This window comes from Thioalkalivibrio sp. ALJ24 (assembly GCF_000377785.1).
Lineage (GTDB): Bacteria > Pseudomonadota > Gammaproteobacteria > Ectothiorhodospirales > Ectothiorhodospiraceae > Thioalkalivibrio.
The window spans coordinates 136,765-161,102 of the sequence record NZ_KB898731.1 but is presented as its reverse complement, the minus strand read 5'-3'; the positions used below and the strand labels follow the sequence as shown (position 1 = coordinate 161,102).

Annotated in this window: 24 protein-coding genes; 17 read left to right on the top strand and 7 right to left on the bottom strand. The window is 67.8% G+C overall.

Annotation, left to right across the window (positions count from 1 at the left end):
- Positions 1–147 precede the first annotated feature (147 nt).
- The 11 genes from ilvB (at position 148) to arfB (ending at position 9,650) form a co-directional block, all read left to right on the top strand.
- Positions 148–1,866: a biosynthetic-type acetolactate synthase large subunit gene (gene ilvB, locus D571_RS0111610; protein ID WP_018936861.1), complete on the top strand. Its 1,719-nt coding sequence runs from the start codon at positions 148–150 to the stop codon at positions 1,864–1,866.
- Between the two features lie 16 nt (positions 1,867–1,882).
- Positions 1,883–2,377: an acetolactate synthase small subunit gene (gene ilvN, locus D571_RS0111605; protein WP_018936860.1), complete on the top strand. Its 495-nt coding sequence runs from the start codon at positions 1,883–1,885 to the stop codon at positions 2,375–2,377.
- Positions 2,378–2,409: 32 nt separating this feature from the next.
- Positions 2,410–3,426 carry a ketol-acid reductoisomerase gene (gene ilvC, locus D571_RS0111600; RefSeq protein WP_018936859.1) on the top strand — a complete coding sequence of 339 codons (1,017 nt, stop codon included), beginning with the start codon at positions 2,410–2,412 and terminating at the stop codon, positions 3,424–3,426.
- Between the two features lie 42 nt (positions 3,427–3,468).
- Positions 3,469–4,131, top strand: coding sequence for a hypothetical protein (locus tag D571_RS0111595; RefSeq protein ID WP_018936858.1), 663 nt, complete (start codon positions 3,469–3,471; stop codon positions 4,129–4,131).
- Positions 4,128–4,934, top strand: coding sequence for a CDP-diacylglycerol--serine O-phosphatidyltransferase (gene pssA / locus D571_RS0111590; protein WP_018936857.1), 807 nt, complete (start codon positions 4,128–4,130; stop codon positions 4,932–4,934). Before D571_RS0111595 ends, pssA begins: the two co-directional genes overlap by 4 nt.
- A gap of 8 nt (positions 4,935–4,942) precedes the next feature.
- Complete coding sequence (locus D571_RS0111585) at positions 4,943–5,689, top strand: uracil-DNA glycosylase family protein (RefSeq protein WP_018936856.1); 747 nt, start codon at positions 4,943–4,945, stop codon at positions 5,687–5,689.
- A gap of 48 nt (positions 5,690–5,737) precedes the next feature.
- Complete coding sequence (gene rimI, locus D571_RS0111580; protein WP_026287815.1) at positions 5,738–6,217, top strand: ribosomal protein S18-alanine N-acetyltransferase; 480 nt, start codon at positions 5,738–5,740, stop codon at positions 6,215–6,217.
- 77 nt (positions 6,218–6,294) lie between these two features.
- Complete coding sequence (locus D571_RS0111575; protein WP_018936854.1) at positions 6,295–7,080, top strand: tetratricopeptide repeat protein; 786 nt, start codon at positions 6,295–6,297, stop codon at positions 7,078–7,080.
- A 212-nt stretch (positions 7,081–7,292) separates the two neighbouring features.
- The gene (locus tag D571_RS0111570; RefSeq protein ID WP_018936853.1) at positions 7,293–8,885 is read left to right on the top strand and encodes a peptide chain release factor 3; all 1,593 of its coding nucleotides are present in this window, start codon (positions 7,293–7,295) and stop codon (positions 8,883–8,885) included.
- Positions 8,886–8,920: 35 nt separating this feature from the next.
- Positions 8,921–9,226, top strand: coding sequence for a hypothetical protein (locus D571_RS0111565; RefSeq protein WP_018936852.1), 306 nt, complete (start codon positions 8,921–8,923; stop codon positions 9,224–9,226).
- Between the two features lies 1 nt (position 9,227).
- Complete coding sequence (arfB, locus tag D571_RS0111560) at positions 9,228–9,650, top strand: alternative ribosome rescue aminoacyl-tRNA hydrolase ArfB (RefSeq protein ID WP_018936851.1); 423 nt, start codon at positions 9,228–9,230, stop codon at positions 9,648–9,650.
- Between the two features lie 5 nt (positions 9,651–9,655).
- On the opposite strand, the gene D571_RS0111555 is transcribed toward arfB, so the two are convergent.
- Genes D571_RS0111555 through D571_RS0111545 form a run of 3 tightly spaced genes read right to left on the bottom strand, consistent with a single transcriptional unit; the run spans position 9,656 to position 14,294 of the window.
- Positions 9,656–12,010 (bottom strand): bifunctional diguanylate cyclase/phosphodiesterase, encoded by a 2,355-nt coding sequence (locus D571_RS0111555; RefSeq protein WP_038047127.1) that lies wholly within the window; start codon positions 12,008–12,010, stop codon positions 9,656–9,658.
- A gap of 4 nt (positions 12,011–12,014) precedes the next feature.
- Positions 12,015–12,443 (bottom strand): rhodanese-like domain-containing protein, encoded by a 429-nt coding sequence (locus tag D571_RS0111550; RefSeq protein WP_018936849.1) that lies wholly within the window; start codon positions 12,441–12,443, stop codon positions 12,015–12,017.
- Between the two features lie 42 nt (positions 12,444–12,485).
- The gene (locus tag D571_RS0111545) at positions 12,486–14,294 is read right to left on the bottom strand and encodes an ABC transporter ATP-binding protein/permease (protein ID WP_018936848.1); all 1,809 of its coding nucleotides are present in this window, start codon (positions 14,292–14,294) and stop codon (positions 12,486–12,488) included.
- A gap of 103 nt (positions 14,295–14,397) precedes the next feature.
- Between D571_RS0111545 and recQ the strand changes: the two genes are divergently transcribed.
- Both recQ and D571_RS0111535 read left to right on the top strand, forming a co-directional pair.
- Positions 14,398–16,299 (top strand): DNA helicase RecQ, encoded by a 1,902-nt coding sequence (gene recQ, locus D571_RS0111540; RefSeq protein ID WP_018936847.1) that lies wholly within the window; start codon positions 14,398–14,400, stop codon positions 16,297–16,299.
- A 27-nt stretch (positions 16,300–16,326) separates the two neighbouring features.
- Positions 16,327–17,073, top strand: coding sequence for a DUF3581 family protein (locus tag D571_RS0111535; protein ID WP_018936846.1), 747 nt, complete (start codon positions 16,327–16,329; stop codon positions 17,071–17,073).
- Between the two features lie 24 nt (positions 17,074–17,097).
- Here the strand turns inward: D571_RS0111535 and D571_RS0111530 are convergent, their stop codons facing one another.
- The 4 genes from D571_RS0111530 to D571_RS0111515 all read right to left on the bottom strand — a co-directional run bounded on the left by D571_RS0111530 (position 17,098) and on the right by D571_RS0111515 (position 19,666).
- On the bottom strand, positions 17,098–17,553 hold the full coding sequence (locus D571_RS0111530) for a CZB domain-containing protein (RefSeq protein ID WP_038047142.1): 456 nt from the start codon (positions 17,551–17,553) through the stop codon (positions 17,098–17,100).
- A gap of 194 nt (positions 17,554–17,747) precedes the next feature.
- Positions 17,748–18,680 (bottom strand): carbohydrate kinase family protein, encoded by a 933-nt coding sequence (locus tag D571_RS0111525; RefSeq protein WP_018936844.1) that lies wholly within the window; start codon positions 18,678–18,680, stop codon positions 17,748–17,750.
- Positions 18,681–18,866: 186 nt separating this feature from the next.
- Positions 18,867–19,370 carry a hypothetical protein gene (locus D571_RS0111520; protein ID WP_018936843.1) on the bottom strand — a complete coding sequence of 168 codons (504 nt, stop codon included), beginning with the start codon at positions 19,368–19,370 and terminating at the stop codon, positions 18,867–18,869.
- Entirely contained in the window at positions 19,367–19,666 is a 300-nt protein-coding gene (locus D571_RS0111515) for a nucleotidyltransferase domain-containing protein (RefSeq protein ID WP_018936842.1), read from the bottom strand. Before D571_RS0111515 ends, D571_RS0111520 begins: the two co-directional genes overlap by 4 nt.
- Positions 19,667–19,765: 99 nt before the next feature.
- Here D571_RS0111515 and D571_RS14475 point away from each other — a divergent pair, with 99 nt between their 5' ends.
- The 4 genes from D571_RS14475 (at position 19,766) to D571_RS0111495 (ending at position 24,310) form a co-directional block, all read left to right on the top strand.
- Positions 19,766–19,942: a hypothetical protein gene (locus D571_RS14475; protein ID WP_018936841.1), complete on the top strand. Its 177-nt coding sequence runs from the start codon at positions 19,766–19,768 to the stop codon at positions 19,940–19,942.
- Entirely contained in the window at positions 19,939–20,682 is a 744-nt protein-coding gene (locus tag D571_RS0111505; protein ID WP_018936840.1) for an ATP-binding cassette domain-containing protein, read from the top strand. The genes D571_RS14475 and D571_RS0111505 overlap by 4 nt, the downstream gene beginning before the upstream one ends.
- 9 nt (positions 20,683–20,691) lie before the next feature.
- Complete coding sequence (locus D571_RS0111500) at positions 20,692–23,055, top strand: FtsX-like permease family protein (RefSeq protein ID WP_018936839.1); 2,364 nt, start codon at positions 20,692–20,694, stop codon at positions 23,053–23,055.
- 61 nt (positions 23,056–23,116) lie between these two features.
- A complete protein-coding gene (locus D571_RS0111495; RefSeq protein WP_018936838.1) occupies positions 23,117–24,310 on the top strand; it encodes an efflux RND transporter periplasmic adaptor subunit in 1,194 nt (397 codons plus the stop codon).
- Positions 24,311–24,338 lie beyond the last annotated feature (28 nt).

The following is a 24,338-nucleotide window of genomic DNA, read 5'->3' as shown; positions in this document are numbered from 1 at the left end:
GCGCGCGTGTCCCGCCGCTGCGGGGTCCGGGCATGCGCCGCGCGGCGTGAAGCGCGGGCGATTTCATATTAGTATGGTGGGCTATTTTGATCCGGCTGCCTGCTCGGATCACGATCGCCCAACAGCCCCTGGTAAGGAACAACCGCCATGTCCGAGACCTCTGCATCGTCCACCGTCCTCACCGGTGCCGAAATCTTCGTCCGCAGTCTGCAGGCCGAAGGCGTTGACCTGGTTTTCGGCTACCCCGGCGGCGCGGTCCTGCACATCTACGATGCGCTGTACAAGCAGAGCCAGGTCTCGCACGTACTGGTCCGCCACGAGCAGGGCGGGATCCATGCCGCCGAGGGCTACGCCAAATCCTCGGACAAGCCCGGCGTGGCCCTGGTGACCTCCGGTCCGGGGGCGACCAACGCAGTGACCGGCATTGCCGATGCGTACATGGATTCGGTGCCGCTGGTGGTGTTCACCGGCCAGGTGCCGACCAGCATGATCGGCAATGATGCCTTCCAGGAAGTGGATACCGTGGGCATCACGCGCCCGTGCGTGAAGCACAACTTCCTGGTCAAGGACGTGAAGGATCTCGCGACCACCATCAAGAAGGCCTTCTACATCGCCACCACCGGTCGCCCGGGTCCGGTGGTGGTGGATATCCCCAAGGATGTCACCGCCGACAGCTGCGAGTTCGAGTACCCCGAGAGCATCCACATGCGCTCCTACAACCCGAAGACCCGCGGCCACACCGGACAGATCCGGCGCGCGATCGACCTGATCCTGTCGGCGAAACAGCCGATGATCTATACCGGTGGCGGGGTGATCCTCGGTAAGGGCTCCGAGGCGCTGACCGAATTCACCCGCAAGCTGGGCTACCCCATCACCAACACCCTGATGGGGCTGGGCGCCTATCCGGCCTCGGACGAGCAGTTCGTCGGCATGCTGGGGATGCACGGGACCTACGAGGCCAACATGGGGATGCACCACGCGGACGTGCTGATCGCCATCGGCGCGCGCTTTGATGACCGCGTGACGGGCAACATCGAGAAGTTCTGCCCCCACGCAAAGATCGTGCATGTGGACGTCGACCCGGCCTCCATCTCCAAGAACGTGAAGGTGGACGTGCCCATTGTCGGCGAAGTGGAGCCGGTGCTGCGCGAGCTGATCCGTGCGCTGGACGAGAACGGCGGCCAGCCCGACGCCGACGCGCTGAAGGCCTGGTGGGACCAGATCCGCGAATGGCGCGGCCAGGACTGCCTGAAGTACGATCGCGATTCCGAGCTGATCAAGCCGCAGTTTGTGGTGCAGAAGTTCTGGGAGCTGACCGGCGGCGACGCCTTCGTGACCTCCGACGTGGGCCAGCACCAGATGTGGGCGGCGCAGTTCTACGGCTTCGACAAGCCCAACCGCTGGATCAACTCCGGCGGCCTGGGAACCATGGGCGTGGGACTGCCGTTCGCGATGGGCGTGCAGTTGGCACATCCGGATGCGACGGTGGGTTGCATCACCGGCGAGGCCAGCATCCAGATGTGCATGCAGGAGCTGTCGACCTGCTATCAGTACCAGCTGCCGCTGAAGATCCTGAACCTGAACAACCGCTACATGGGGATGGTGCGGCAGTGGCAGGAGTTCTTCTACCAGGGCCGCTATGCGATGTCGTACATGGATGCGCTGCCCGATTTCGTCAAGCTGGCGGAGGCCTACGGCCACGTGGGCATCCAGGTCGACAAGCCGGGCGACGTGGAGGGCGCGCTGAAGGAGGCCCTGGCGCAGAAGGACCGCCTGGTGTTCCTGGACTTCATCACCGATCAGTCCGAGAACGTCTACCCGATGATCCCGGCCGGTGCCGGTCAGAACGAAATGATCCTGGTCTGACAGGGAAGGATTCCGTATGCGTCACATCATCAGTGTCCTGCTGGAGAACGAATCCGGTGCCCTGTCGCGGGTGGCCGGCCTGTTCTCGGCTCGCGGCTACAACATCGAATCGCTGACCGTCGCGCCCACCGACGACCCCACGCTCTCGCGCATGACCATCGTCACCAGCGGCTCGGACGAGATCGTCGAGCAGATCACCAAGCAGCTGAACAAGCTGGTCGACGTGATCAAGCTGCTCGATCTGACCTCCTATCCGCATATCGAGCGCGAGATGGCGATGGTCAAGGTCCGCGTGGACGAGGCCGGTGACCGCGAGGAGGTCAAGCGCCTCGCCGACATCTTCCGCGGTCGCATCATCGACGTCACGCACAAGACGTACGTCATCGAGATCACCGGGGAGGGCTCCAAGCTGGATGCCTTCCTCCAGGCCCTGGAGCCCTTCCCCGTGCAGGAGGTGGTGCGCTCCGGGGTCATGGGGATCGCGCGCGGCGACGTCGCGCTGCAGGTCTGAACGCCTTTTCATCGCTTGCCAAGGAAACTGCAATGAAGCTCTACTACGACAAAGACGCCGACCTTTCGATCATTCAGGGCATGAAGGTGGCCATCATCGGCTACGGCTCGCAGGGGCACGCCCATGCGAACAACCTGAAGGATTCCGGCGTGGACGTCACCGTTGGCCTGCGGGCCGGTTCCGGTTCGCGCGCCAAGGCCGAGGAGGCCGGCCTGAAGGTGGCCGACGTGTCCGACGCGGTGGCCGCCGCCGATCTGGTCATGGTGCTGGCCCCGGATGAATACCAGGCGAAGCTCTACAGCGAGGAGATCAAGCCCAACCTCAAACAGGGCGGCACTCTGGCGTTCGCCCATGGCTTCACTATCCATTACAACCAGATCGAGCCGCGCGGCGACCTCGACGTGATCATGATCGCGCCCAAGGCGCCGGGTCACACCGTGCGCTCGGAATTTGCCCGCGGCGGCGGCATCCCCGACCTGATCGCCATCGAGCAGGACGCCTCCGGCAAGGCGCGCGACATCGCGCTGTCGTATGCCTCGGCCATTGGCGGCGGGCGCACCGGCATCATCGAGACCACCTTCCAGGACGAAACCGAGACCGACCTGTTCGGCGAGCAGGCCGTGTTGTGTGGCGGTGCGGTGGAGCTGGTCAAGGCCGGCTTCGAGACCCTGACCGAGGCGGGCTATGCCCCCGAGATGGCCTACTTCGAGTGCCTGCACGAGCTCAAGCTGATCGTCGACCTGATGTACGAGGGCGGCATCGCCAACATGAATTACTCCATCTCCAACAATGCGGAGTACGGCGAATACGTGACCGGCCCGAAGGTCATCAACGAGCAGTCCCGCGCGGCCATGCGCGAGGCCCTGCACAACATCCAGACCGGCGAGTACGCCAAGCGCTTCATCCAGGAAGGGGACACCAACTACCCCTCCATGACCGCGCATCGCCGCCGCAACGCCGCCCATGAGATCGAGCAGGTGGGGGAACGGCTGCGGGCGATGATGCCCTGGATCCAGGCCAACCAGCTGGTCGACAAGTCGCGCAACTGATCCGCGGCACCACCGGCCCCGGGCGCGGGCCGCGGAGGGGACATGCTGTTTCCGGTTGCAAAGGAAGGCCGACTGTTCGTGATCGTCATCGCCTGGATGGCGGTGATTACGTTGCTGTCCGGGCTGGCCGACATGGGGCTGTTCCTGGTCATCCTGATGCTCGCGCTGATGGCCCTGTTCCGCGACCTGCGCCGGCGTGCGCCGGCCCAGGCGCTGGGGCTGGTGGCCCCGGTGGATGGCGTGGTGGAGTCGGTGGAGACCACCACCGACCCGTTCACCGGGCGCGAGGCCGAAAGGATCCGCATGCGCCAGCGCTATCTTGGCGAGTACAACATCCACGCGCCGCAGGAGGTCGAGGTGCGTGAACGGGTGTGGCCGGGCAAGGAATCGGACCGCGAGCCCGATCCGCAGCTCGCCGGCCGGCTCGCCTTCGCGCTGGCCACCGACGAGGACGAGCGCATGACCCTGGCCCTCGGCGTGAGTCACTGGCCGCGCTTCATCCGCATGGCCGAGGTGCTGCCCGGGAATCGCCTGGGGCGGGGCAAGCGCATCGGTTTCGCCGGTTTCGGCGGGCGCGCGGAGCTGTGGCTTCCGCGGGGTTCGCACGTGATGGTGCGCCCGGGCCAGGTGGTGCTGGCCGGGCATACCCTGCTCGGCGGACTGCCGCCCCGCGAGCACGCCGGTGCCGTGGAGGTGGGCGAATGAAACCGGAAGACGACCCCGACATCATCCGTGGCGAGGACGAACTCGAAGACGAGGCACCGCGCTCGCGACGGCGGCGCGGGGTGTACCTGCTGCCGAACCTGTTCACCACGGGGGTGCTCTTCTCGGGCTTTCTCGCGATCGTCTCCGCGATCGACGGGGAATTCATCACCGCGGCCATCGCGGTCTTCGTGGCCATGGTGCTGGACACCCTGGACGGTCGCGTCGCCCGCATGACCGATACCCAGAGCGAGTTCGGCGCCCAGTTCGATTCGCTCTCCGACCTGGTCTCCTTCGGCCTCGCGCCGGCGCTGGTGGTGTATCTGTGGCAGCTGCAGGACCTGGGCAATTTCGGCTGGGTCGGCGCATTCTTTTTCGCCACCGCCGCGGCGCTGCGCCTGGCGCGTTTCAACAGCCGCCTCGCGGTCACCGACAAGCGCTTCTTCCAGGGCCTGCCGAGCCCCGCCAGCGCGGCGCTGCTGGTGGGCACCGTGTGGGTGGTAGAAGACCTCGGGCTGGCGGCGGAACTGGGTGACACCGGTGCCGTGGCGGTTCTGGTCATCACCGTCCTCGCCGGCGCGGCGATGGTCAGCAACCTGACCTACTTCAGTTTCAAGGACATGGACTTCCGTCACCGCGTGCCGTTCCTGGCCATGCTGGGTGTGGTCGGGGCACTGATGCTGGCGGCCCTGGATCCGCCCAAGATGCTGCTGGCGGGCTTCGTGGCATATGCCCTGTCCGGGCCGCTGTTGACCCTGATCCGCTGGCAGCGTCACCGGCGGCGTGGACGCGGGACGCAGGACTGAGGGCGCGCGTGGAGCTCTCGCAGCGCAAGCGGCGGATCCTCGCCGACATGGGGATCCCGCTGTGGCGGGCCCGGCATGCCCGGGAAACCGGGACCTCGCCGGAGCCGGCCGCGGAACCGATGGCGGATCCCGTCGCACCGGAGCCGCATACCGGGGAACCGGTCGCGAAGCCGGTAGTGGCGCCTTCCGCCACCGACTGGCAGGCCCTGCGCGACGAGGTCGCGGCCTGCACCGCCTGCGGCGAACTGGCGGCCAGCCGGCGGCAGACGGTGTTCGGCGTCGGGGACCCCGCCGCGCGCTGGCTGTTCGTTGGTGAGGCCCCGGGCGCGGAGGAGGACCGCCGCGGCGAACCCTTCGTCGGGCGAGCCGGACAGCTGCTGGACAACATGCTGGGGGCTCTTGGGCTGGACCGGCAAACCGACGTGTTCATCGCCAACATCCTCAAGTGCCGCCCGCCGAACAACCGCGACCCGAAGCCCGACGAGGCGCTGGCCTGCCGCGGGTTCCTGGACCGTCAGATCGAGGCCATCGCGCCCGAGGTGATCGTGGCCCTGGGGCGGGTCCCGGCGCACAACCTGCTGGGGACCGACACGCCGGTCGGCCGTCTGCGCGGGCGCACGCACGAATACCGCGGGATTCCGCTGGTGGTGACCTGGCATCCGGCCTATCTCCTGCGTTCGCCGCGCGAAAAGGCCGGTGCCTGGGAGGACCTCCTGCGGGCGCGCGATTGCCTGGGGGCCGCCACGCCCGAGTGAACCCGCGGCGGGCTGCATGGTCGACTGCGGCATGAGGGAGGACGAGCGATGAGTGCCAAAGCGCGTACGAGACCGGAGATGTCGCGCATGCAGCCGGCCGATCTCGATCGCGTGATGGTGATCGAGCGCCAGGCCTATGACTATCCATGGACCGCGCGGATCTTTCAGGACTGTCTCCAGGTGGGCTACGACGGCTGGGTCCTGCGGGTCGATGGCCGACAGGTTGGGCATGCGATGCTGACGGTGGCCGCCGGCGAGGCGCATCTGCTCAACCTGACCGTGGATCCGCGCTGGCAGGGCTATGGTCTGGGACGGTTCATGCTGCGCGAACTCCTGGCCTGCGCCTGTCACGAGCAGGCCGAAGCCCTGTATCTCGAGGTGCGGCCGTCGAACAGTGCGGCGCTGCAACTCTACCTTTCCGAAGGCTTCGAACATGTCGGCACCCGGCCGCGCTATTACCCGTTGCCCAGCGGTCGCGAGGACGCCTGGGTGCTGCGGCGTGCGTGCGAGGAGCCCGCCGGGGCCTGATGGCGCAGCGGTTTTGCCTTTCGAGCCGGGACCGTCTACTCTCAGCGAATTACGAACGGTTCTGAACTGAGGCTGTCATGAAAAAATCTCTGCTCCTCCTCGCCGCGGCCCTGCCGCTCGTATTCACCACCGGGCCTGCGGCGGCCTCCGTGCCGGTCATGGACGAGGCCGAGCGCCAGCAGGAGCTGCTGGGGGTCTGGTTCGGTATCCGTGAGCGTAATGCGGAGCGTGGCGATCGCGACGCCCAGTTCGATGTTGGCATGGCGCATTACACCGCGCGCGGGACCGAGCAGGATGACGCGGCCGCGGCGGAATGGTTCGAGCGCGCGGCAGAACAGGATCATGCGCGGGCGCATTATTTCCTCGGCTTCCTGCATGCGGCCGGGCGCGGCGTGCCGGAGGACCCGGAGAAGGCCGACGAACACTACCTGCGTGCCGCTGAGCTGGGGGATGCCGATGCCCAGTATCGGGTCGGACGCGATGCCCTCGCGGACGACACCGCCGGGGCGGCTGAATGGATCGCGCGTGCGGCCGATCAGGGACTGGCCTCCGCCCAGTATCATTACGGCTATCTGCTGGAGACCGGGCAGGGTGTCGAGCGTTCGGTGGACGAAGCGGTCGAGTGGTACGTACGTGCGGCCGAGCAGGGCAACGCCCAGGCCCAGCGCGGTCTGGGGCGCCTGCATATGGCCGGCCGCGGCGTGAACCGCGACCGGGTCCAGGCGTGGGTGTGGTACCGCCTGGGCGATGATGCCGAGCACGTGGAGCGCCTGGAGGCACGCATGAGCGAGGCCGAGATGGCCGCCGCGCGCGAGAGCCTGGAAGATCAGCGCGCGGCGATGCAGACCGAGGCTGCCCGCTAGCACGGGCCCGCCCAACCCGGGCCTGCCAACCGCGGGCCGGTGTACCGCAACCGGTCTTGCCTTGAGGCGATGGTCGGAAAACTGGATGCCGGATGGCGCCGGATTTGCGTGCGCCGGCAAGGCCGCGGACGGACGAAAAGACCCGCAAGACGGTATCCTGGTTGACAGAAATTGCCTAGACTGTCGGGTTTTCTCCCGAACGGGCCCGACTGATGTCCTTTGTCGACGAGACCGCCCGCCGCCGGACGTTCGCGATCATCTCGCATCCGGACGCGGGCAAGACCACCATGACCGAGAAGCTCCTGCTGTACGGCGGCGCGATCCAGCTCGCCGGTACGGTCAAGGGCCGCAAGTCCGCGCGTCACGCCACCTCCGACTGGATGGCGATGGAGCAGTCGCGCGGCATCTCGGTGACCTCCTCGGTGATGCAGTACCCCTACAAGGGGCGCATGGTGAACCTGCTGGACACCCCCGGGCATGCGGATTTCTCCGAGGATACCTATCGCACGCTGACCGCGGTGGACTCCGCGCTGATGGTGATTGACGCGGCCAAGGGCGTGGAGGAGCGGACCATCAAGCTGATGGAGGTCTGCCGTCTGCGCGATACCCCGATCATGACCTTCGTCAACAAGATGGACCGCGAGGGACGCGAGCCGATCGAACTGCTGGACGAGGTCGAGGATGTGCTGAAGATCCAGTGCGCCCCGGTCACCTGGCCGATCGGCTCCGGCAAGCGCTTCCGCGGTGTGTACCACATCCGCCGCGACGCGGTGCACCTGTACGACCCGGAGCAGGGCGGGAAGAAATCCACCGGCGAGATCATCGAGGGGCTGGACAACCCGCGGCTCGACGAAGTGCTCGGCAGCCAGGCGGAAGAGCTGCGCGAGGAGATGGAGCTGGTGCAGGGTGCCTCGCACGAGTTCGATCCGGACGCCTACCTGCGCGGCGAGCAGACGCCGGTGTTCTTCGGTTCGGCGATTAACAACTTCGGCATCGAGGAACTGCTGGACGATTTCGTCGAGTTTGCCCCCGGTCCGCTGCCGCGTCCGGCGTATTCGCGGGTGGTCGAGCCCACCGAGGAGAAGTTCACGGGGTTCGTGTTCAAGATCCAGGCGAACATGGATCCCAATCACCGCGACCGCATCGCGTTCATGCGCATTTGCTCCGGCACCTTCGACAAGGGGGCGAAGCTGCGCCACGTGCGCATCGGCCGCGACGTGAAGATCCCCGACGCGCTGACCTTCCTGGCCTCCGATCGCGAGCACGTGGAGACCGCGTATCCCGGTGACATCATCGGCATCCACAACCACGGGACCATCCGCATCGGGGACACCTTTACCCAGGGCGAGGACCTGACGTTCCGGGGTATCCCCAACTTCGCGCCCGAACTGTTCCGCCGCGCGCAGCTGAAGGACCCGCTGAAGATGAAGCAGCTGACCAAGGGGCTGCAGGAGCTGTGCGAGGAGGGGGCGACTCAGCTCTACCGGCCGCTGACCAGCAACGACCTGATCCTGGGGGCGGTGGGCGTGCTCCAGTTCGAAGTCGTCGCCGAACGCCTGCGCACCGAGTACAAGGTGGAGGCGCAGTTCGAGAACGTGAACGTGCAGACCGCCCGCTGGGTCGAAAGTGATGATCCGAAGAAGCTGGCGGAGTTCAGGGACAAGGCAGCGAACAACCTTGCCCTCGATCATGCCGGGGATCTGGTCTATATCGCCCCCACGCGGGTGAACCTGCAGATGGCCGAGGAGAAATGGCCGGAGATCCGCTTCCTGGCCACTCGCGAGCACGGGCAGCCGGGCGACTGACCCGCGCCGATCGCGGCGCGGCGCTGGAGGCAGCGATGATATTTCGACACCGGGCCGTACTGGCGGTCGTGATGGTTCTGGCCGTGGGGGGCTGCTCGCTGGAGACCGAGGAGCGCGGCGGCAACGGCCTCGAGCCGCGGCCGGGCACGGTCGAGGAACTGGAGCCGTTCCATGGCTTCATCGACACCCGCCCGACCCCCGAGGAGTTTCGGCGGGTCTATCCGGATGTCACGCTGGTGCTACCGGGGGACGTCGCGACTCACGAGTACCGCACGGATAACAGCCGGTTCTTCGCCGACCTCGACGACGAGGGTCGCATCGTGGATGGTGAATTCCGCTGACATGCTCCGGATCTCCAGCAACGTGACCATCCCCGACGCGGAGATCGAGCTGACGCCGATCCGCGCCCAGGGTGCCGGCGGGCAGAACGTCAACAAGGTGGCCACCGCCATCCACCTGCGCTTCGATATCCGCGCCTCGACCAGTCTGCCCGAGGTCTACCGTGACCGCCTGCTGCGTCGGCGCGACCGGCGCATCACCCGTGACGGCGTGATCGTGATCAAGGCGCAGCAGTACCGCTCGCAGGAGGCCAACCGCGAGGATGCACTGGAGCGCCTGGCGGAACTGCTGCGCGAGGCCGGTCAGCCGGTGAAGAAGCGGCGGCCGACGCGTCCGCCGCGCGCCGCCAAACTGCGCCGGCTGGACGCCAAGGCCCGCCGTGGGCGCAGGAAGGCCCTGCGCGGCCGCGTCGACCCCGGCGACTGAGCTCGTCAGGGCAGCAGCGCTTCCAGGCCTTGTGCCGGCATGGCGCGGTGGAACAGGAAGCCCTGGAAACGTCTGCAGCCGCGCTGTCTGAGGAAGTCCTGCTGGGCGGGTGTCTCGACCCCTTCGGCCACGACGTCCAGCTCCATGGTGCGGGCAATGGCGAGGATGGTGGTCACGATCCCGGCGTCGCCCGGATCGTGTTCGAGGTCGCGCACGAAGGAGCGGTCGATCTTCAGTTCGGTCACCGGCAACCGCTTGAGGTAGCCGAGCGACGAGTAGCCGGTGCCGAAATCGTCCAGTGCGAGGCCGATGCCCAGCGCCCGCAGCTCCTGCAGGTTGGTCATCAACTGTTCGGATTCCTCGGCCATCACGCTCTCGGTGATCTCGAGTGTCAGCCGCTGCGGTGGGGCGCCGGTCTCATCCAGCAGCTGGCGCACTTCGCCGAGCAGCCGGGCGTCGCGCAGGTGGGCGGCGGAAAGATTGACCGCGAGCTGGAGGGTTTCCGCGCCAGGGAGGTGGCGCCAGCGGGCCAGGTGCTCGCAGGCCTGGCGCAGGGCGACCCGCCCGATCGTGATGATCTGGCCGCTCTGTTCCGCCACGGGGATGAATTCGGCGGGTGAAACCTCCCGGGGGTCGCCCGGGTTCCAGCGCATCAGGCCTTCGGCACCGATCACGTTGCCGTCCGTGTCCACCTGCGGCTGCAGGTGAAGGACCAGTTCCCCGGCATCCAGCGCGTCGCGCAGCGCACGCTCCAGTTCCGCCCGCCGTTGCAGCTGGCGCTGCATCTCGGGGTCTTGGAAACGCATCGTGTCGCCGCCGTGATGCTTGGCCTGATACATCGCAAAATCGACCTGCTTGAACAGTTCCTCGGCGGTGTCCGCGCCCTGCGGGAACACGCTGACGCCGATGCTGGCCTGGATGACGTGCTGGATGCCGTCCAGTGTCAGCGGCTCCCGGATCTGCTCCAGCAGCTTGGTGGCGATCTGGCCGGAATCCGTGACCGCCTGATCCTGATCGGACTTGAGTTCTTCCAGCAGCACCACGAATTCGTCGCCACCGATGCGTGCCACCGTGTCCTGCGGGCGGACCTGCGCCTGCAGACGCTGAGCGACCACGGTCAGCAGCCGGTCACCGACCGAATGCCCGCGGGTGTCGTTGAGGGTCTTGAAGTTGTCGAGGTCGATCAGCAGCAGGGCCGCGTGCCGCCCGGACTGTTCGGAGGCACGAATGGCGTGCTCCAGGCGCAGATGCAGCAGCCGCCGGTTGGCCAGGCCGGTCAGCGGATCGAGAAAGGCGAGTCGCGCGTCTTCTTCGACTTCCAGCATGCGCTGCAGCCGCTCCACCATGTCCAGGGTGGCGCCCTGCAGCGAGGCGACTTCCTGCAGTCGCGAGTCGCGGCGGATGCTGGTGGTGAATCGCCCCTGGCCCACGTCCTCCAGGGTGGCCACCGCCTCGCGCAGCGGTTGCAGCGCACGTCCCAGCCAGAAGTACAGTGCCCAGCCAATCAGGAGCAGGGCGACGATGGCCGCGGCACGCGTGGCGGTGTTGATGAAGCGCTGGGTCGTGACCGAATCGGTGATGTCACGGATGATCACCACATTGCCCGTCACGTCCTCGCCGCCGAACGGCCTCAGCGGCAGGTGTACCGCGAGTTCATGACGCCCGTCCGCGGTCGTGCGCCGCGTCCCTGCCCGGTTCAGTATGGGGCCCGGGTAGGGCCCGTCCGCCGCGGGTGCGGTGTATTCCACCCGGCCTCCAGTGTCCAGCAGCACCGCGCGGGTATCCGTCCGGGCTCCCAGCGTGTCGAGTGCGGTCCTGGTCAGCGACTGCAGTGGCACGACCACGCCGACCAGCTCTCCCTGGTCGTACAGCGGGATGGTCAGGCCGGCGTAATAGCGCCCGTCCGGAGTGCGGTGCAGACCCTGGTGAATGCGGCCGTCCTCCAGCGTGGCGCGAACCAGTGACAGGTCCGTGGAATTCTCGCGAACGGAATCAAAGCGGCGTTCGCCATCGGCGTCATGGATCACCAGGCCGCTCGCGACCCCCGCGGCGGTCAGTCGATTGTGCAGCGGGTCGGCATAGGCCGCCACCGGCTCGCCGCCAGCAAGCGCCTCGCGCAGTGCACCGTTGCGGGTGATCGCGGTGGCCTCGCTGCGCAGGGACTGCAGCTCGGCCTCCAGAACCTGTTGCCAGGCAGCCTCCTGGGTTTCCATGGCAAAGCGATCAAGCCGCTGATCCGCCTGCTGCAGGGCCAGATGGCACCCGGTGGCCAGGGCGGCGGTCAGCAGGGCGAGACCGGCGAAGGTGGCCAGCGCAATGGCCGTGCGCAGCCGGATCAATCGAACCCCCGCCCCGTTCATGACCTCATTCGAAGGGGTAGTTCCGGCGGCTCCATTCGGGGTACCCGCCGGGGAAATAGTGGAGATCGCCGAAGCCCCATTCGAGCGCGCGCTGGATGGCGGCCTCGGTGCGCCAGCAGTCGAAATCGTTGCAGTAGATCACCAGCGGGGCCTCTCTGTCACCGGCGGCCTCGAGCAGGGATTCGCGGGTGAAGCGGTTCCGCGGGTCTTCGGGGTCGCGCATGATGGTCAGGTTGACCGCCCCGGGGATGCGTGCGGCGCGGAAATCGGCCTCGAGGCGGACATCGACGAACGTGACCCCGTCGCGGAACAGGCGCCAGGCCTGGTCCGCATCCACCCGCGTGGTGTCCGGGATCGCCTCCGGTGCCCGATACGAATCGTCGTCGGCCGCGACCAACGCGGGCGTCAGGGCCAGCAGGCACAGGAGCAGCATCGTTCTCATCGCACCGGATTCTTCAGGGATCCCGAAAAAACCCTAGCATTGATCGTTGGTGAGTTCAGTCCCGGCCTCCTGCTGCCGCCAGAGGCGCGCGTAATGGCCGTCGTGGCCCAGCAGTTCATCGTGGGTACCGCTCTCGACCACCTGCCCGTCTTCCAGGACCACGATGCGGTCGGCGTTCCGGACGGTGGACAGCCGATGGGCGATCACCAGCGTGGTGCGCCGCTGCGAGACCTCGTCCAGGGCCTGCAGGATGCCGCGTTCGGTCTGGGCGTCCAGCGACGACGTGGCCTCGTCGAAGACGAGGATCGGCGGATCCTTCAGCAGCATGCGGGCGATCGCGATGCGTTGCTTCTCGCCGCCGGAGACCTTCAGACCGCGTTCGCCCACCACCGTGTCGAGGCCGTCGGGCAGGCGTGCGACGAAGCCCTCCAGATGGGCCAGGCGCACCACCCGTTCGATCGCCGCGTCGCTGGCGGAGGGGTCGCCGTAGGCGATGTTGTAGCGGATGGTGTCGTTGAACAGCACGGTGTCCTGCGGAACCATGCCGATGGCCCGGCGCACGCTGGCCTGGGTCACGTCGCGCAGGTCCTGACCGTCGATGGTGATGCGCCCGCCGGTCACGTCGTAGAAGCGGAACAGCAGGCGTGACAGGGTGGACTTGCCGGCCCCGCTGGGACCGACCACCGCGATGCGCCGGCCCGGCGGGAGGTCGATGGTCACGTCGCGCAGGATCGGGCGTTCCGGCTGGTAGTGGAAGTCCACATGCTCGAACCGCACGTGCCCGGCGCCGACCTCCAGGTCCGGGGCATCGGGGCGGTCCTCGACCTGCACGGGCTTCTCCAGCAGGCCGAACAGGCGCTCGATGTTGGCCAGCGACTGGCGGATCTCGCGATAGACGAAGCCGAGGAAATTCAGCGGGATGAACAGCTGGATCATGTAGGCGTTGACCATCACCAGATCGCCCAGCGACATCGATCCGTCCGCCACCCGCGCGGCCGCCAGCAGCATCATCACGGTGATCGCCGCGGCGATGATCAGGGCCTGCCCGGAGTTCAGCAGCACCAGCGACAGCACGTTCTTGGTGCGGGCCTGTTCCCAGGCGGCGAGGCCGCGGTCGTAGCGCCCGGCCTCGAACTCCTCGTTGCCGAAGTACTTGACCGTCTCGTAGTTCAGCAGACTGTCGACCGCGCGGGTGTTGGATTCGTTGTCACGCTGGTTGGCCTCGCGCACGAAGCGCGTGCGCCATTCGGTGATCCAGATGGAGAAGGCCGCGTACACCGCTACCGCCGCCAGTACGGTGAACATGAACACCGGGCCGACGGCAAACAGAAGGATGCCGGCCACCAGCAGGATCTCGATCAGGGTCGGCAGGATATTGAACACCATGAAGCGCAGCAGGAAGCTCATGCCGCTGGTGCCGCGTTCGATGTCGCGGGCCAGGCCGCCGGTCTCGCGCGCGAGATGGAATCCCAGCTCCAGCCGGTGCAGGTGCTGGAAGACCCGCAGCGAGGCGCGGCGCATCGCGCGTTCGGCCACGCGCACGAAGACCGCGTCGCGCAGTTCGCCGAAGAAGGTCCCGCCAAAGCGCAGCAGGCCGTAGCCCAGCACCAGCGCTACCGGCACGGTCACCAGGGCCTCCGCGCCGGCCTCCTCGAAATGCTCGACGATGTATTTCAGCGCGATCGGCACCGTCACGGTGGCCAGCTTGGCCAGCGCCATCAGCCCCAGCGCCAGGAACATCCGTCCGCGGAACTCGGACAGATAGGGCAGCAGGCTGCGGACGATGCGCCAGTTGACCGCGTTGTCGGGGGCGTCGTGGACCGAAGAGCCGAAGCCGCGCATGGGGAACCCGTCTGCAAGGAACAGCCGCACACACTACTATGCGCACCGCGCGGCTGCCTGTTCTTGCGCCCGGCGCGGGGCCTGGGGCAGGCTGGCAGCCTTCATGGCAAGTCAGGTGGACACTCCGGTGGAAGGGAATCAGACCGCAGCGGTACCGGCGCAGGGAGGCGCCGCCGAGGCGATCCTGCGCGGGACCTTCGGCTACGAAGCCTTTCGCGGGCAGCAACAGGCGGTGGTGGAACACGTCATCGGCGGCGGCGACGCCCTGGTGCTGATGCCCACCGGCGGCGGCAAGTCGCTGTGCTACCAGATCCCGGCGCTGGCGCGGCGCGGCTGCGCCATCGTCATCTCGCCCCTGATCGCGCTGATGCACGACCAGGTGCAGGCCCTGCGCCAGAACGGCGTGGCCGCGGCCGGGCTGGATTCGGGCCAGGACGAGGCCACCGCGCGTGGCGTGTTGGCCGCGCTGCATGCCGGGGAGCTGGATCTGTTGTACCTGTCGCCCGAACGGCTGTTCGCACCCGGCATGCTGGAGCGTCTCGAAGGGCTGGAGCTGGCGCTGTTCGCGATCGACGAGGCGCACTGCGTGTCGCAGTGGGGGCACGACTTCCGCCCGGAATACGGGCGCCTGGCGGTGCTGGCGGAGCGTTTCCCGTCGGTGCCGCGCATCGCCCTGACCGCCACCGCCGACGAACCCACCCGCGAGGAGATCCGCGAGCGCCTGCGCCTGGAGTCGGCGCGGATGTTCGTCAGTTCCTTCGACCGGCCCAACATCCGTTACCGGGTCGCGGCAGCCGACGGCGCCTCCGGGCCGCCGCGCGAACGCCTGCTGCGTTTCCTCCGCGAGGAGCATCCCGGCGAGGCGGGCATCGTGTACTGCCTGTCGCGGCGCAAGGTGGACGAGACCGCCGAATGGCTGGCGGGGCGCGGGGTGACCGCGCTGCCGTATCACGCGGGGCTGTCGGCGGCGACCCGCGCCGAGCACCAGCGCCGTTTCCTGCGCGAGGACGGCGTGGTGATGGTCGCGACCATCGCCTTCGGCATGGGCATCGACAAGCCCGACGTGCGCTTCGTCGCCCACCTGAGCCTGCCGAAGAGCCTCGAGGGCTACTACCAGGAGACCGGCCGCGCCGGACGCGACGGCCTTCCGGCCGATGCCTGGATGCTCTACGGGCTGCAGGACGTGGTCACGCTGCGGCAGATGCTGCAGGACTCGGAGGCCGGCGAGGAGCGCCAGCGCATCGAGCAGCAGAAGCTCGAGGCCATGCTGGGCTTCAGCGAACTGACGACCTGCCGCCGTCAGGCCCTGCTCGCGTGGTTCGGCGAGACCCTGCCGGAGCCCTGCGGCTACTGCGACAACTGCCAGGATCCGCCACCCACCTGGGATGCCACCGTGTCCGCGCAGAAGCTGCTCTCCTGTGTCTACCGCACCGGCGAACGTTTCGGCGCGGGCCACGTGATCGCGGTCCTGCGCGGCAGCCGCAGCGAGCGCCTGACCCGGCTGGGCCATGACCGGCTGAGCACCTTCGGCATCGGCAGCGAACTGGACGAGCGTCAGTGGCGCGGCCTGGTACGTCAGCTGCTCGCGCGCGGCCTGTTGCGGCTGGATCCCGAGGGCTATGGCGGGCTGCGTCTGGATCCCGCGTGTCGTGCCGTGCTGCGCGGCGAACAGTCCCTTTATCTGCGTCACGAACACCCCGGCGGCGCGCGCCCCGCCCGGGCCGCGCGGCGTAACACCGCACGTTCGGTCGCCGGTCTGGATGCGGAAGACCGGGCCTTGTGGGACACTCTGCGCAGGCTGCGCCAGAAACTCGCGACGGATCAGGGGGTACCGCCCTACGTGATCTTCAACGATGCCACCCTGCTGGAGATGGTGGCCGGGACGCCGCGCACCGCGGACGAGCTGCTGGGGATCTCCGGGGTCGGGCAGCACAAGCTGGACCGTTACGGAGAGGCCTTCCTGACGGCGATCCACGAACACCTCGGGCTGGCAGCCCGGGAATAACAGGCAATCAGGACCGGGGAGAGACGAGTGAGCCGCATTTCATTTCTGCAAGACTTCTACCGCTATCAGGACGGGCAGCTCGTGGTGACCCCGGAGCAGGGCAGCCGGTTCGCCAAGACGGTGGCCGGGGATTTCAATCCCATCCACGATGCCGATTCGCGGCGCTTCTGCGTGCCCGGGGACCTGCTGTTCGCGCTGGCCCTCGATACCTGGGGTGCCAGTGCCACGATGAACTTCCGTTTCACCGGCATGGTGGGTGGCGACGCCCCGGTGCAGTTTCCCGCAGACCCCGGGGAGCAGGTCGCGATCACCGATGAAAACGGCAAGAGCGTGGTCGAGATCGAGCGTTCGGGGGAGGTGATCGAAGACCCGGCGGCCCTCGAATCGCTGATCCGCAGTTACGTGTCGTTCTCCGGGCAGAATTTCCCGCACGTGCTGGTGCCGCTGATGCGCGAACACCAGGTGATGGTGAACCCCAAACGGCCGCTGGTGATGTACGAGCGCATGGGATTCGAGCTGCCCGAACCGCTGGCGGCCGCGGACGCGCGACCCGAGCCGCGTCTGAGGGATGCAGTGATGACGGTCAACGGCAAGCGCGGCGAGATCCGGCTCGATTACGAACTGGTGACCGACGGCGCGGTGGTCGCCCGTGGCAGCAAGCACCTGGTCCTCAGCGGCCTGCGGCCGTTCGACGAGGCCGACGTGGAGCAGCTGGTCGAGGACTACGAGGGCTGGAAGGCCGCTTGGGCTCGGGCCGCGCCGGCCACCGTGTGAGTTCGGCGCGGCACGCGCCCGAGGTCAGGCCCGGACCGTCTGGTTGAATTCCTCCGGTTCCATCTGCCGGATCCGGTGTTCCAGTGCGTCGAGGTGGTGTACCACCGTGCGTGAAGCCTCATCCAGCGATTCCATGTTTCGCCGGATCACCGGCTCGTTCTGTTCGTGCTGGCGACGGGCGCGGCCGAGCAGTTTCGAGAACATCGATGCGTTGCCCTCCTCGGTCACCAGCTTGAAGATCTCGGCGTAGGCCTCGTGCAGATGGCGGTGGGCCTCGTCGATCGACTCGAACTCGGGAAAATCGTGCAGGACCTGTCCATCGCCGAAATACCATTGCCCGAACGGACAGTCGGTATGCAGCACCGGGATCTGATCCTTTCCGACCGGCACCCCCCGGGTGAGCAGCTCGGCGCGGCCGACCCAGGCGAGGTGGGCGCGTTTGGCCTGGTGCAGACGGTCCAGGACGTCCTGCTTTTCCATGTCGTTGTCCTCGTCAATCAGCGCGATCTCCGGCAAAGTCCGGCGAGCGATCCCACACTAGCAAAGTCCATTTGTTCATTGAAGGAATCCGCGCGCGTCCCCCGGAACGAAAAAGGCCCGGGTCCCCAAAGGGGAGCCCGGGCCGGAAGCTCGCCAGGACCCGGCCCTCGGCGCCGGATCCGGAGAGGCCTGCCTCAGTAGCGGTAACCGAAGGCCTTCTCGAACTTGTCGGCGAATTCCTCGGCCGAGAAGTGGTGGTTCTGGGTGCCGGAATGGGCGATCTTGATCGAGCCGATCAGCGAGGCGATGCGGCCGGTGGTCTCCCAGTCATAGCCCTTCTCCAGGCCGAACAGCAGGCCGGCACGGTAGGCATCGCCGCAACCGGTCGGATCCTTGATCGCGGCCGGCTCGACCGACGGGATGGTGATCTTCTTGCCGCCGGTGTAGATGTCGGAGCCGTCGCCGCCACGGGTGACGATCATCGCGTCGACCATCTCCGCCAGCTGCTCCATGCTCATGCCGGTGCGATCGGCGGTCAGCTGCGCTTCGTAGTCGTTGAACGCGGCGTAGGTGGCGTTCTCCATGAAGCGCTTCAGGTCGTCGCCGTCGAACATCGGCAGACCCTGGCCCGGGTCGAACATGAACGGGATGCCGGCATCACTGAACTGCTGCGCGTGCTCGATCATGCCGTCACGGCCGTCCGGGGAGACGATGCCGACCTTGATGCCGTCGGCGTCGGTGACCTTCTGCTGGTGCGAGAAGCCCATGGCGCCCGGATGGAAGGCGGTGATCTGGTTGTCGTCCTGGTCGGTGGTGATGAAGGCCTGACCGGTATAGGTGTCCTTCAACTCCTTGACGAACTTGCGCGAGATGCCGTGCTTGTCCATCCAGTCGGCATACGGCGCGAAATCGCCGCCCACGGTGGCCATCACGGTCGGGTCCGCGCCCAGCAGCTTCATGTTGTAGGCGATGTTGCCGGCGCAGCCGCCGAACTCGCGACGCATGTCCGGGACCAGGAAGGACACATTCAGCATGTGCACCTTGTCCGGGAGGATGTGGTTCTTGAAGCGGTCGGGGAACACCATGATGGTGTCGTAGGCCATGGACCCACAGATCAGAGCGGACATGTTGACTCCTTGCGTTGTTGAAGCGGTTCGGATGACGCCGATTTGGCGTCAAAACGGCCCTGCGGCGCGCGATTGCGGGGTGCGCGGCGCGTCTGCGGCGGGCCGGACGGTGCGCACAGGGTAAATATTTGGGCGCAAAACAACAAATCGACGCCGCGTGACCCTCGCTCCCGTACCCGCGGGGCTTCAGTTTCCCGTGTTGCCGGGGACCTCGACCGCCAGGCGGTCCCGGGCATAGCCCCGAAGGCGCTGGTAATCGGTGTGCATTCGGTCGGTGAAATGACAGGCGCGTTGCAGGGCCGGGGCCAGGTCATCGGGGTTCTCGATGTACTCGTGGACCAGCCGGTTGCGCAGATGGCGCATCTGTAACCAGTCATCGGCCTGTTCGATGAGCCCCAGCTTTTCCAGGCGTGCCAGATTGTCGATGGCTGGTCCCGGTTTCTCGCCCGCACTGATGAGAAAGGCCGGGACCAGCTTGTCCATGATCGTGTCCTGCATCCGCCCGAACTTGGCACCGAAGGATTCGAGCCGGTCGATGCCGCTGTCGGCAGCAAGGATGCCTCGCACACGGTCGGGGGAAACCGAACAATCACCCGCGAGGAGCCGTTCCCGTACCCCCAGAAGATGTTCGTCTTCGCGATCGACCAGGTTCAGCAGCCGGGCCAGGCGTGCATGCGAATCGGTGGTCACAGCGGGAGTCCGGTGCGTCGGGCGTGAGTGTCGATGGGCCGCGCGGGAGTACCGCGCCGATGGACGACGAGGTCCACGCGGCGCTCGCCAAGCCGCCGCTGCAGGGCGGCATGCAGCTTCAGTTCGCTTTCGAGTAGTTCGTCCGGCGTGCCCTCGGCCTCGACGTACAGGTCGATGTCACCTCCCCGCGCCGAGTCGTCCGTGCGGGACCCGAAAAGGCAGACCCGGGCGTCCGGGCCGAATGCACGGGCCACTTCCTGACGGATGACGGTTTGCTGTTCCGGGGACAGGCGCATAGGGCCAAGTATATCAGTGCGGCGGGGCTGCTTCTGGCGACGTGGTGCGGGGGCCTTTGTGGCAGCATTGGGGTATTGCTGCGAGCGAGGGCCTGTCCGATGAAACCACGCATCCTGATCCCGATCCTGATCCTCCTGCTGTTGCTGCTGAGCCTGTGGTCGGCGGGCCTGGACGGCAATGGCGGCGGTCTGCTGCCCGGTGCGCCGGACAGTGGGGCGGCCCCGGCGGCCGAACCTCCGGTCCCGGTGGCCCGGGCGGCGTCGATTCCGGTGTGAACGCCATCGTGGCTCCGGCCGCCGGTTCCGGCCGGCGCGAGGTCATCTTCCATGCGAGCGGGGTCACCCGGGTCTATCGCATGGGCGAGGTCACCATCCAGGCGCTGCGCGGGGTGGATCTGGAGGTCTACGCCGGCGAGCTGGTGGTGATGCTCGGTGCGTCGGGCTCCGGCAAGTCGACGCTGCTGAACATCATGGGCGGCCTGGATACCGCGACCGCGGGCGAGGTCCGGTACCGCGACCAGGATCTGGCGCAGGCCTCCGAGCGGGTGCTGACCACCTTTCGCCGCGACCACGTGGGCTTCGTGTTCCAGTTCTACAATCTGATCGCCAGTCTGACCGCGCGCGAGAACGTGGCCATCGTCACCGACATCGCGCGCGATCCGATGCCGCCGGAGGAGGCGCTGGCGCTGGTGGGGCTGGAGGACCGCATGGATCACTTTCCGTCGCAGCTGTCCGGCGGCGAGCAGCAGCGTGTGGCGATTGCCCGCGCGATCGCCAAGCAGCCGGCGGTGCTGCTGTGCGACGAGCCCACCGGCGCGCTGGACTCGCAGACCGGGATCCGCGTGCTGGAGGTGCTGGCGCACATCAACGAGCGGCTGAACACCACGGTCGCGATCATCACCCACAACGCGGTGATCGGCGAGATGGCCGACCGGGTGATCCATCTGCGCGACGGCCGGGTCGATTCCATCGTGGAGAATCCGCAGCGGGCGGACCCGGCCACCCTGCGGTGGTGACGCATACCCGTGCGCACCCTGCATCTCAAGGTCCTGCGCGACCTCGCACGGCTGCGCGGACAGGCGGCGGCGATCGCGCTGGTCATCGCCAGCGGGGTGCTGACCCTGGTGTTCTCGGTGATGGGCCATGACGCACTGAGCCTGACGCAGGAACGTTTCTACGCCGAGCGCCACTTTGCCGATGTCTTCGCCGAGGTGAACCGGGCCCCGCGGCGGATCGCCGATCCGCTGCGCGAGATCCCCGGGGTGGCCGAGGTGGAGCCGCGGGTGCGTGCGCCGGCGCGGCTGGAACTGGACGGCTTCGACGACCCGATCCGTGGCCAGGTGCTGTCGCTGCCGGACGGGCGCCAGCCGGCCCTCAACCAGCTGCACCTGCGCGAGGGCCGCCTGCCGGAACGGGCCCGCTCCGACGAGGTGGTGGTCAGCGACGGCTTCGCCGAGGCCCACGGGCTGGTCGCCGGGGACGCGCTGCGGCTGATCATCGGGGGGCGGCTGGTCGAGGTGCGCGTCAGCGGCATCGCACTGTCACCGGAGTTCATCTACCAGGTCTCGCCGGGGCACCTGATGCCGGATTACGAGCGCTACGCGATCCTGTGGATGAACGAAAGCGCGCTGGCCGCCGCCTACGGCATGGAAGGGGCCTTCAACAGCCTGAGCGTGAGCCTGCAGCGCGATGCCGACCGCGAGGCGGTGATCGACGCGCTGGATGCCGCGCTCGCGCGTTATGGCGGCACCGGGGCCCATGGGCGCGACGAGCTGTTCTCGCACGAGTTCGTCACCCTGGAGATCCAGCAGCTGGGCATGATGGCGGTGGTGGTTCCTGCGATCTTCCTGCTGGTCTCGGCGTTTCTGCTGCACGTGGTGATGGGGCGCATCATCCGCGGGCAGCGCGACCAGATCGCGATCCTCAAGGCGTTCGGTTACGGCAACCTCGCGATCGCGTGGCATTACGTGCTGCTGACGGCGCTGATCGTGCTGGCGGGCAGCATCGCGGGGATCGCCCTGGGGGCATGGACCGCGTTCGCACTGGTCGATCTGTACATGGAGTATTTCCGTTTTCCGGAGCTGAGCTTCCGCCTGCAGGGCTGGCTGGTGCTGCTGGCGCTGGGGGTGGCGATGGTGGCCGCCCTGCTGGGCACCCTGCAGGCGGTGTGGCAGGCGGTGCGCATGCAGCCCGCGGAGGCGATGCGTCCCCCGGCGCCGGAACGCTTCGGTCGCGGCTGGCTGGAGGGTTCGGCGCTGATGCGGGGGCTGGGGCAGTCCTCGCGCATCATCCTGCGCAATCTAGCGCGCCACCGGCTCAAGTCACTGGCGTCGGTGATCGGGATCGGCCTGTCCGGCGGGCTGCTGCTGATCGGGGCCTATCAGCTGCAGGCGGTCAGCCACATGATCGACCAGCAGTACCGCATGACGCTGCAGATGGACGTCGACGTGGCGTTTACCGATCCGGTGCCGCCGCGGGTGGCGGGGGAACTGCGCCACGAGCCGGGCGTGCTGGCGGTGGAGACCTGGCGCAGTGCGCCGGTGCGCCTGCATGCCGGGGCGCGCAGCGAACGCATCGGGCTGCTGGGGATGGACCCGGAGCCGCGCCTGCGCCGTTTGCCCTCCGCGCAGGTCGGTGAGACCGGCCTGCCCACCGCGGGCGTGGTGCTGACCGACTATCTCGCCGACCAGCTGGGGCTGGAGGCCGGCGATGCGCTGGAGATCGAGTTCCTGGAAGGTCGCCGGCGCACGGTCACCACGCAGCTGGCCGGGGTGGTCGACGAACCGATGGGTACCGGGGCCTATATCCGGCGCGATGCGCTGCATCGGCTGAAGGGCGAGGGTCCGGCGGTCACCGGGACCTGGCTGCTGGTCGACTCCGAATATGAGGAGGCGCTGTATGACTCGCTGTTCGACCGCCCCGAGGTGGCCAGCGTGGAACGGGTGCGTGAGGCCGAAGCCAACGTGCGCGAATACATGGAAGAGACGGTGCTGGTGTTCGCGGCGGTATTCGTGCTGCTGGCCGGCTCGATCGCCTTCGCAGTGACCTACAACAATGCCCGCATCGCGTATGCCGAGCGCGAACGCGAGCTGGCCACGCTGGAGGTGCTGGGGTATTCGCGGGCGCAGGTGAGCTGGGTGCTGCTGGGCGAGATCGCACTGGTCAGCCTGGCCGCCATCCCGGTGGCCTGGGCCAGCGGTACCGGGTTCGCCTGGCTGCTGAACCAGGCCCTGACGCTGGAGTTCGTGCGTCTGCCGTTCGTCATCACGCCGCAGCTGTACGGCTTCGCCGCGCTGGGGATCATCATGGCCTCCACGCTGTCCGGCCTGCTGATCCTGCGCCGGCTGCGCGGCCTGGACCGTGTGCAGGCCCTGAAGGCCGCGGAATAACCCGCGGTGTCAGGCACGCTCGCCTGCGGCGCAGGGGCGCGGGATCTGCGAGACTGAGGAAATGGCGTTGAAGAAGCAAATCACGGCGGGACTGGTGGTACTGGCGGGCGCCGCCGCGCTGGTGTGGGCGCTGAGCCCGCGGCCGGTCGCGGTGGAGATCAGCGAGGTGGAGTCCGGGCCATTCACGGAGACCCTGCGCGAGGAGGGGCGCACGCGGCTGCGCGATACCTGGGAGGTGTCGGCGCCGATCGCGGGGTTCCTGCATCGCGTGCACCTGGAAGAGGGCGATGCGGTGGCCGCCGGCGATGAACTGTTCCGCATGGAGCCGCTGCCGGCGCCGGGGCTGGATGCGCGCTCGCGCGAGCAGGCCCGCGAGCACCTGGCCGCGGCACGCTCGCGTCTGCAGGGGGCACGGGCCAGTCTCGAGGACCTGCGGGCCGAGGCGCGGCTGGCGGAATCGGAGTACCGGCGTCACCGCGAACTGTTCGAGGACGGGGCGGTGTCCGCCAGCGATCTGGAGCGGGTGGAGACCCGGCGGGATCGCGCCCGCTCGGCGGTGGAGGCAGGAGAGTCGGCGGTGGAGGTCGCTCGCAGCGAGGTCGAGGCGGCGCGGGTGATCCTGGACATCGCCACCGGCGAACGCAGCGAGGAGGAAGCCGAATCGCTGGCCGTGCGTGCGCCGGCCGGCGGCGTGGTGCTGCACCGGCATCGCTGCTGCGAGGGCTCGGTCGCGGCCGGCGAACCGGTACTGGAGCTCGGGGACCCGGCGGATCTGGAGGTGCAGGTGGACCTGCTGTCGATGGATGCGGTGCGGGTAACGCCGGACATGCGCGTGCGTCTGACCGACTGGGGCGGTGACGAGGCGCTGGAGGCCCGGGTGCGCCGACTGCGGCCGGCGGGCTTCACGCGGACGTCGGCGCTGGGGGTGGACGAGCAGCGCGTGCCGGCCCTGCTCGAAGTGGATGCGGAAGAGGCCCGCGCGGCGGGGCTGGTGGTGGGCTACCACGTGGAAGCCGAGTTCCTGCTGTGGGAAGGCGAGGACGTGCTGCAGATCCCCACCAGTGCCCTGTTCCGCGAGGGCGGGGAATGGGCGGTGTTCGTGGTGGAGGAAGGCCGGGCGCAGCCGCGCCGGGTGGAGGTCGGCCGCCGCAGCGACTTCACCACGCAGATCCGCGAGGGTCTGGAGGCCGGGGAACGGGTGGTGACCCGCCCCGGAGATCATGTGGAGCCGGGGGCCCGGGTGGCCCCCGACTGAATGCGGGCGTGCTGAATCCGGGCGTGGC

What these genes read in the sequence shown, in the direction of transcription:
- D571_RS0111515 (WP_018936842.1), bottom strand. Translation starts at nt 19,666, where the DNA reads ATGCGCCTGTCCCCGGAACAGCAAACCGTCATCCGTCAGGAAGTGGCC.
- recQ (WP_018936847.1), top strand. Translation starts at nt 14,398, where the DNA reads ATGGCAAGTCAGGTGGACACTCCGGTGGAAGGGAATCAGACCGCAGCG.
- D571_RS0111530 (WP_038047142.1), bottom strand. Translation starts at nt 17,553, where the DNA reads ATGGAAAAGCAGGACGTCCTGGACCGTCTGCACCAGGCCAAACGCGCC.
- ilvB (WP_018936861.1), top strand. Translation starts at nt 148, where the DNA reads ATGTCCGAGACCTCTGCATCGTCCACCGTCCTCACCGGTGCCGAAATC.
- D571_RS0111570 (WP_018936853.1), top strand. Translation starts at nt 7,293, where the DNA reads ATGTCCTTTGTCGACGAGACCGCCCGCCGCCGGACGTTCGCGATCATC.
- D571_RS0111525 (WP_018936844.1), bottom strand. Translation starts at nt 18,680, where the DNA reads ATGTCCGCTCTGATCTGTGGGTCCATGGCCTACGACACCATCATGGTG.
- arfB (WP_018936851.1), top strand. Translation starts at nt 9,228, where the DNA reads ATGCTCCGGATCTCCAGCAACGTGACCATCCCCGACGCGGAGATCGAG.
- pssA (WP_018936857.1), top strand. Translation starts at nt 4,128, where the DNA reads ATGAAACCGGAAGACGACCCCGACATCATCCGTGGCGAGGACGAACTC.
- D571_RS0111550 (WP_018936849.1), bottom strand. Translation starts at nt 12,443, where the DNA reads ATGCTGCTCCTGTGCCTGCTGGCCCTGACGCCCGCGTTGGTCGCGGCC.
- D571_RS0111555 (WP_038047127.1), bottom strand. Translation starts at nt 12,010, where the DNA reads ATGAACGGGGCGGGGGTTCGATTGATCCGGCTGCGCACGGCCATTGCG.
- D571_RS0111595 (WP_018936858.1), top strand. Translation starts at nt 3,469, where the DNA reads ATGCTGTTTCCGGTTGCAAAGGAAGGCCGACTGTTCGTGATCGTCATC.
- ilvN (WP_018936860.1), top strand. Translation starts at nt 1,883, where the DNA reads ATGCGTCACATCATCAGTGTCCTGCTGGAGAACGAATCCGGTGCCCTG.
- rimI (WP_026287815.1), top strand. Translation starts at nt 5,738, where the DNA reads ATGAGTGCCAAAGCGCGTACGAGACCGGAGATGTCGCGCATGCAGCCG.
- D571_RS0111545 (WP_018936848.1), bottom strand. Translation starts at nt 14,294, where the DNA reads ATGCGCGGCTTCGGCTCTTCGGTCCACGACGCCCCCGACAACGCGGTC.
- D571_RS0111495 (WP_018936838.1), top strand. Translation starts at nt 23,117, where the DNA reads ATGGCGTTGAAGAAGCAAATCACGGCGGGACTGGTGGTACTGGCGGGC.
- D571_RS0111575 (WP_018936854.1), top strand. Translation starts at nt 6,295, where the DNA reads ATGAAAAAATCTCTGCTCCTCCTCGCCGCGGCCCTGCCGCTCGTATTC.
- ilvC (WP_018936859.1), top strand. Translation starts at nt 2,410, where the DNA reads ATGAAGCTCTACTACGACAAAGACGCCGACCTTTCGATCATTCAGGGC.
- D571_RS0111565 (WP_018936852.1), top strand. Translation starts at nt 8,921, where the DNA reads ATGATATTTCGACACCGGGCCGTACTGGCGGTCGTGATGGTTCTGGCC.
- D571_RS14475 (WP_018936841.1), top strand. Translation starts at nt 19,766, where the DNA reads ATGAAACCACGCATCCTGATCCCGATCCTGATCCTCCTGCTGTTGCTG.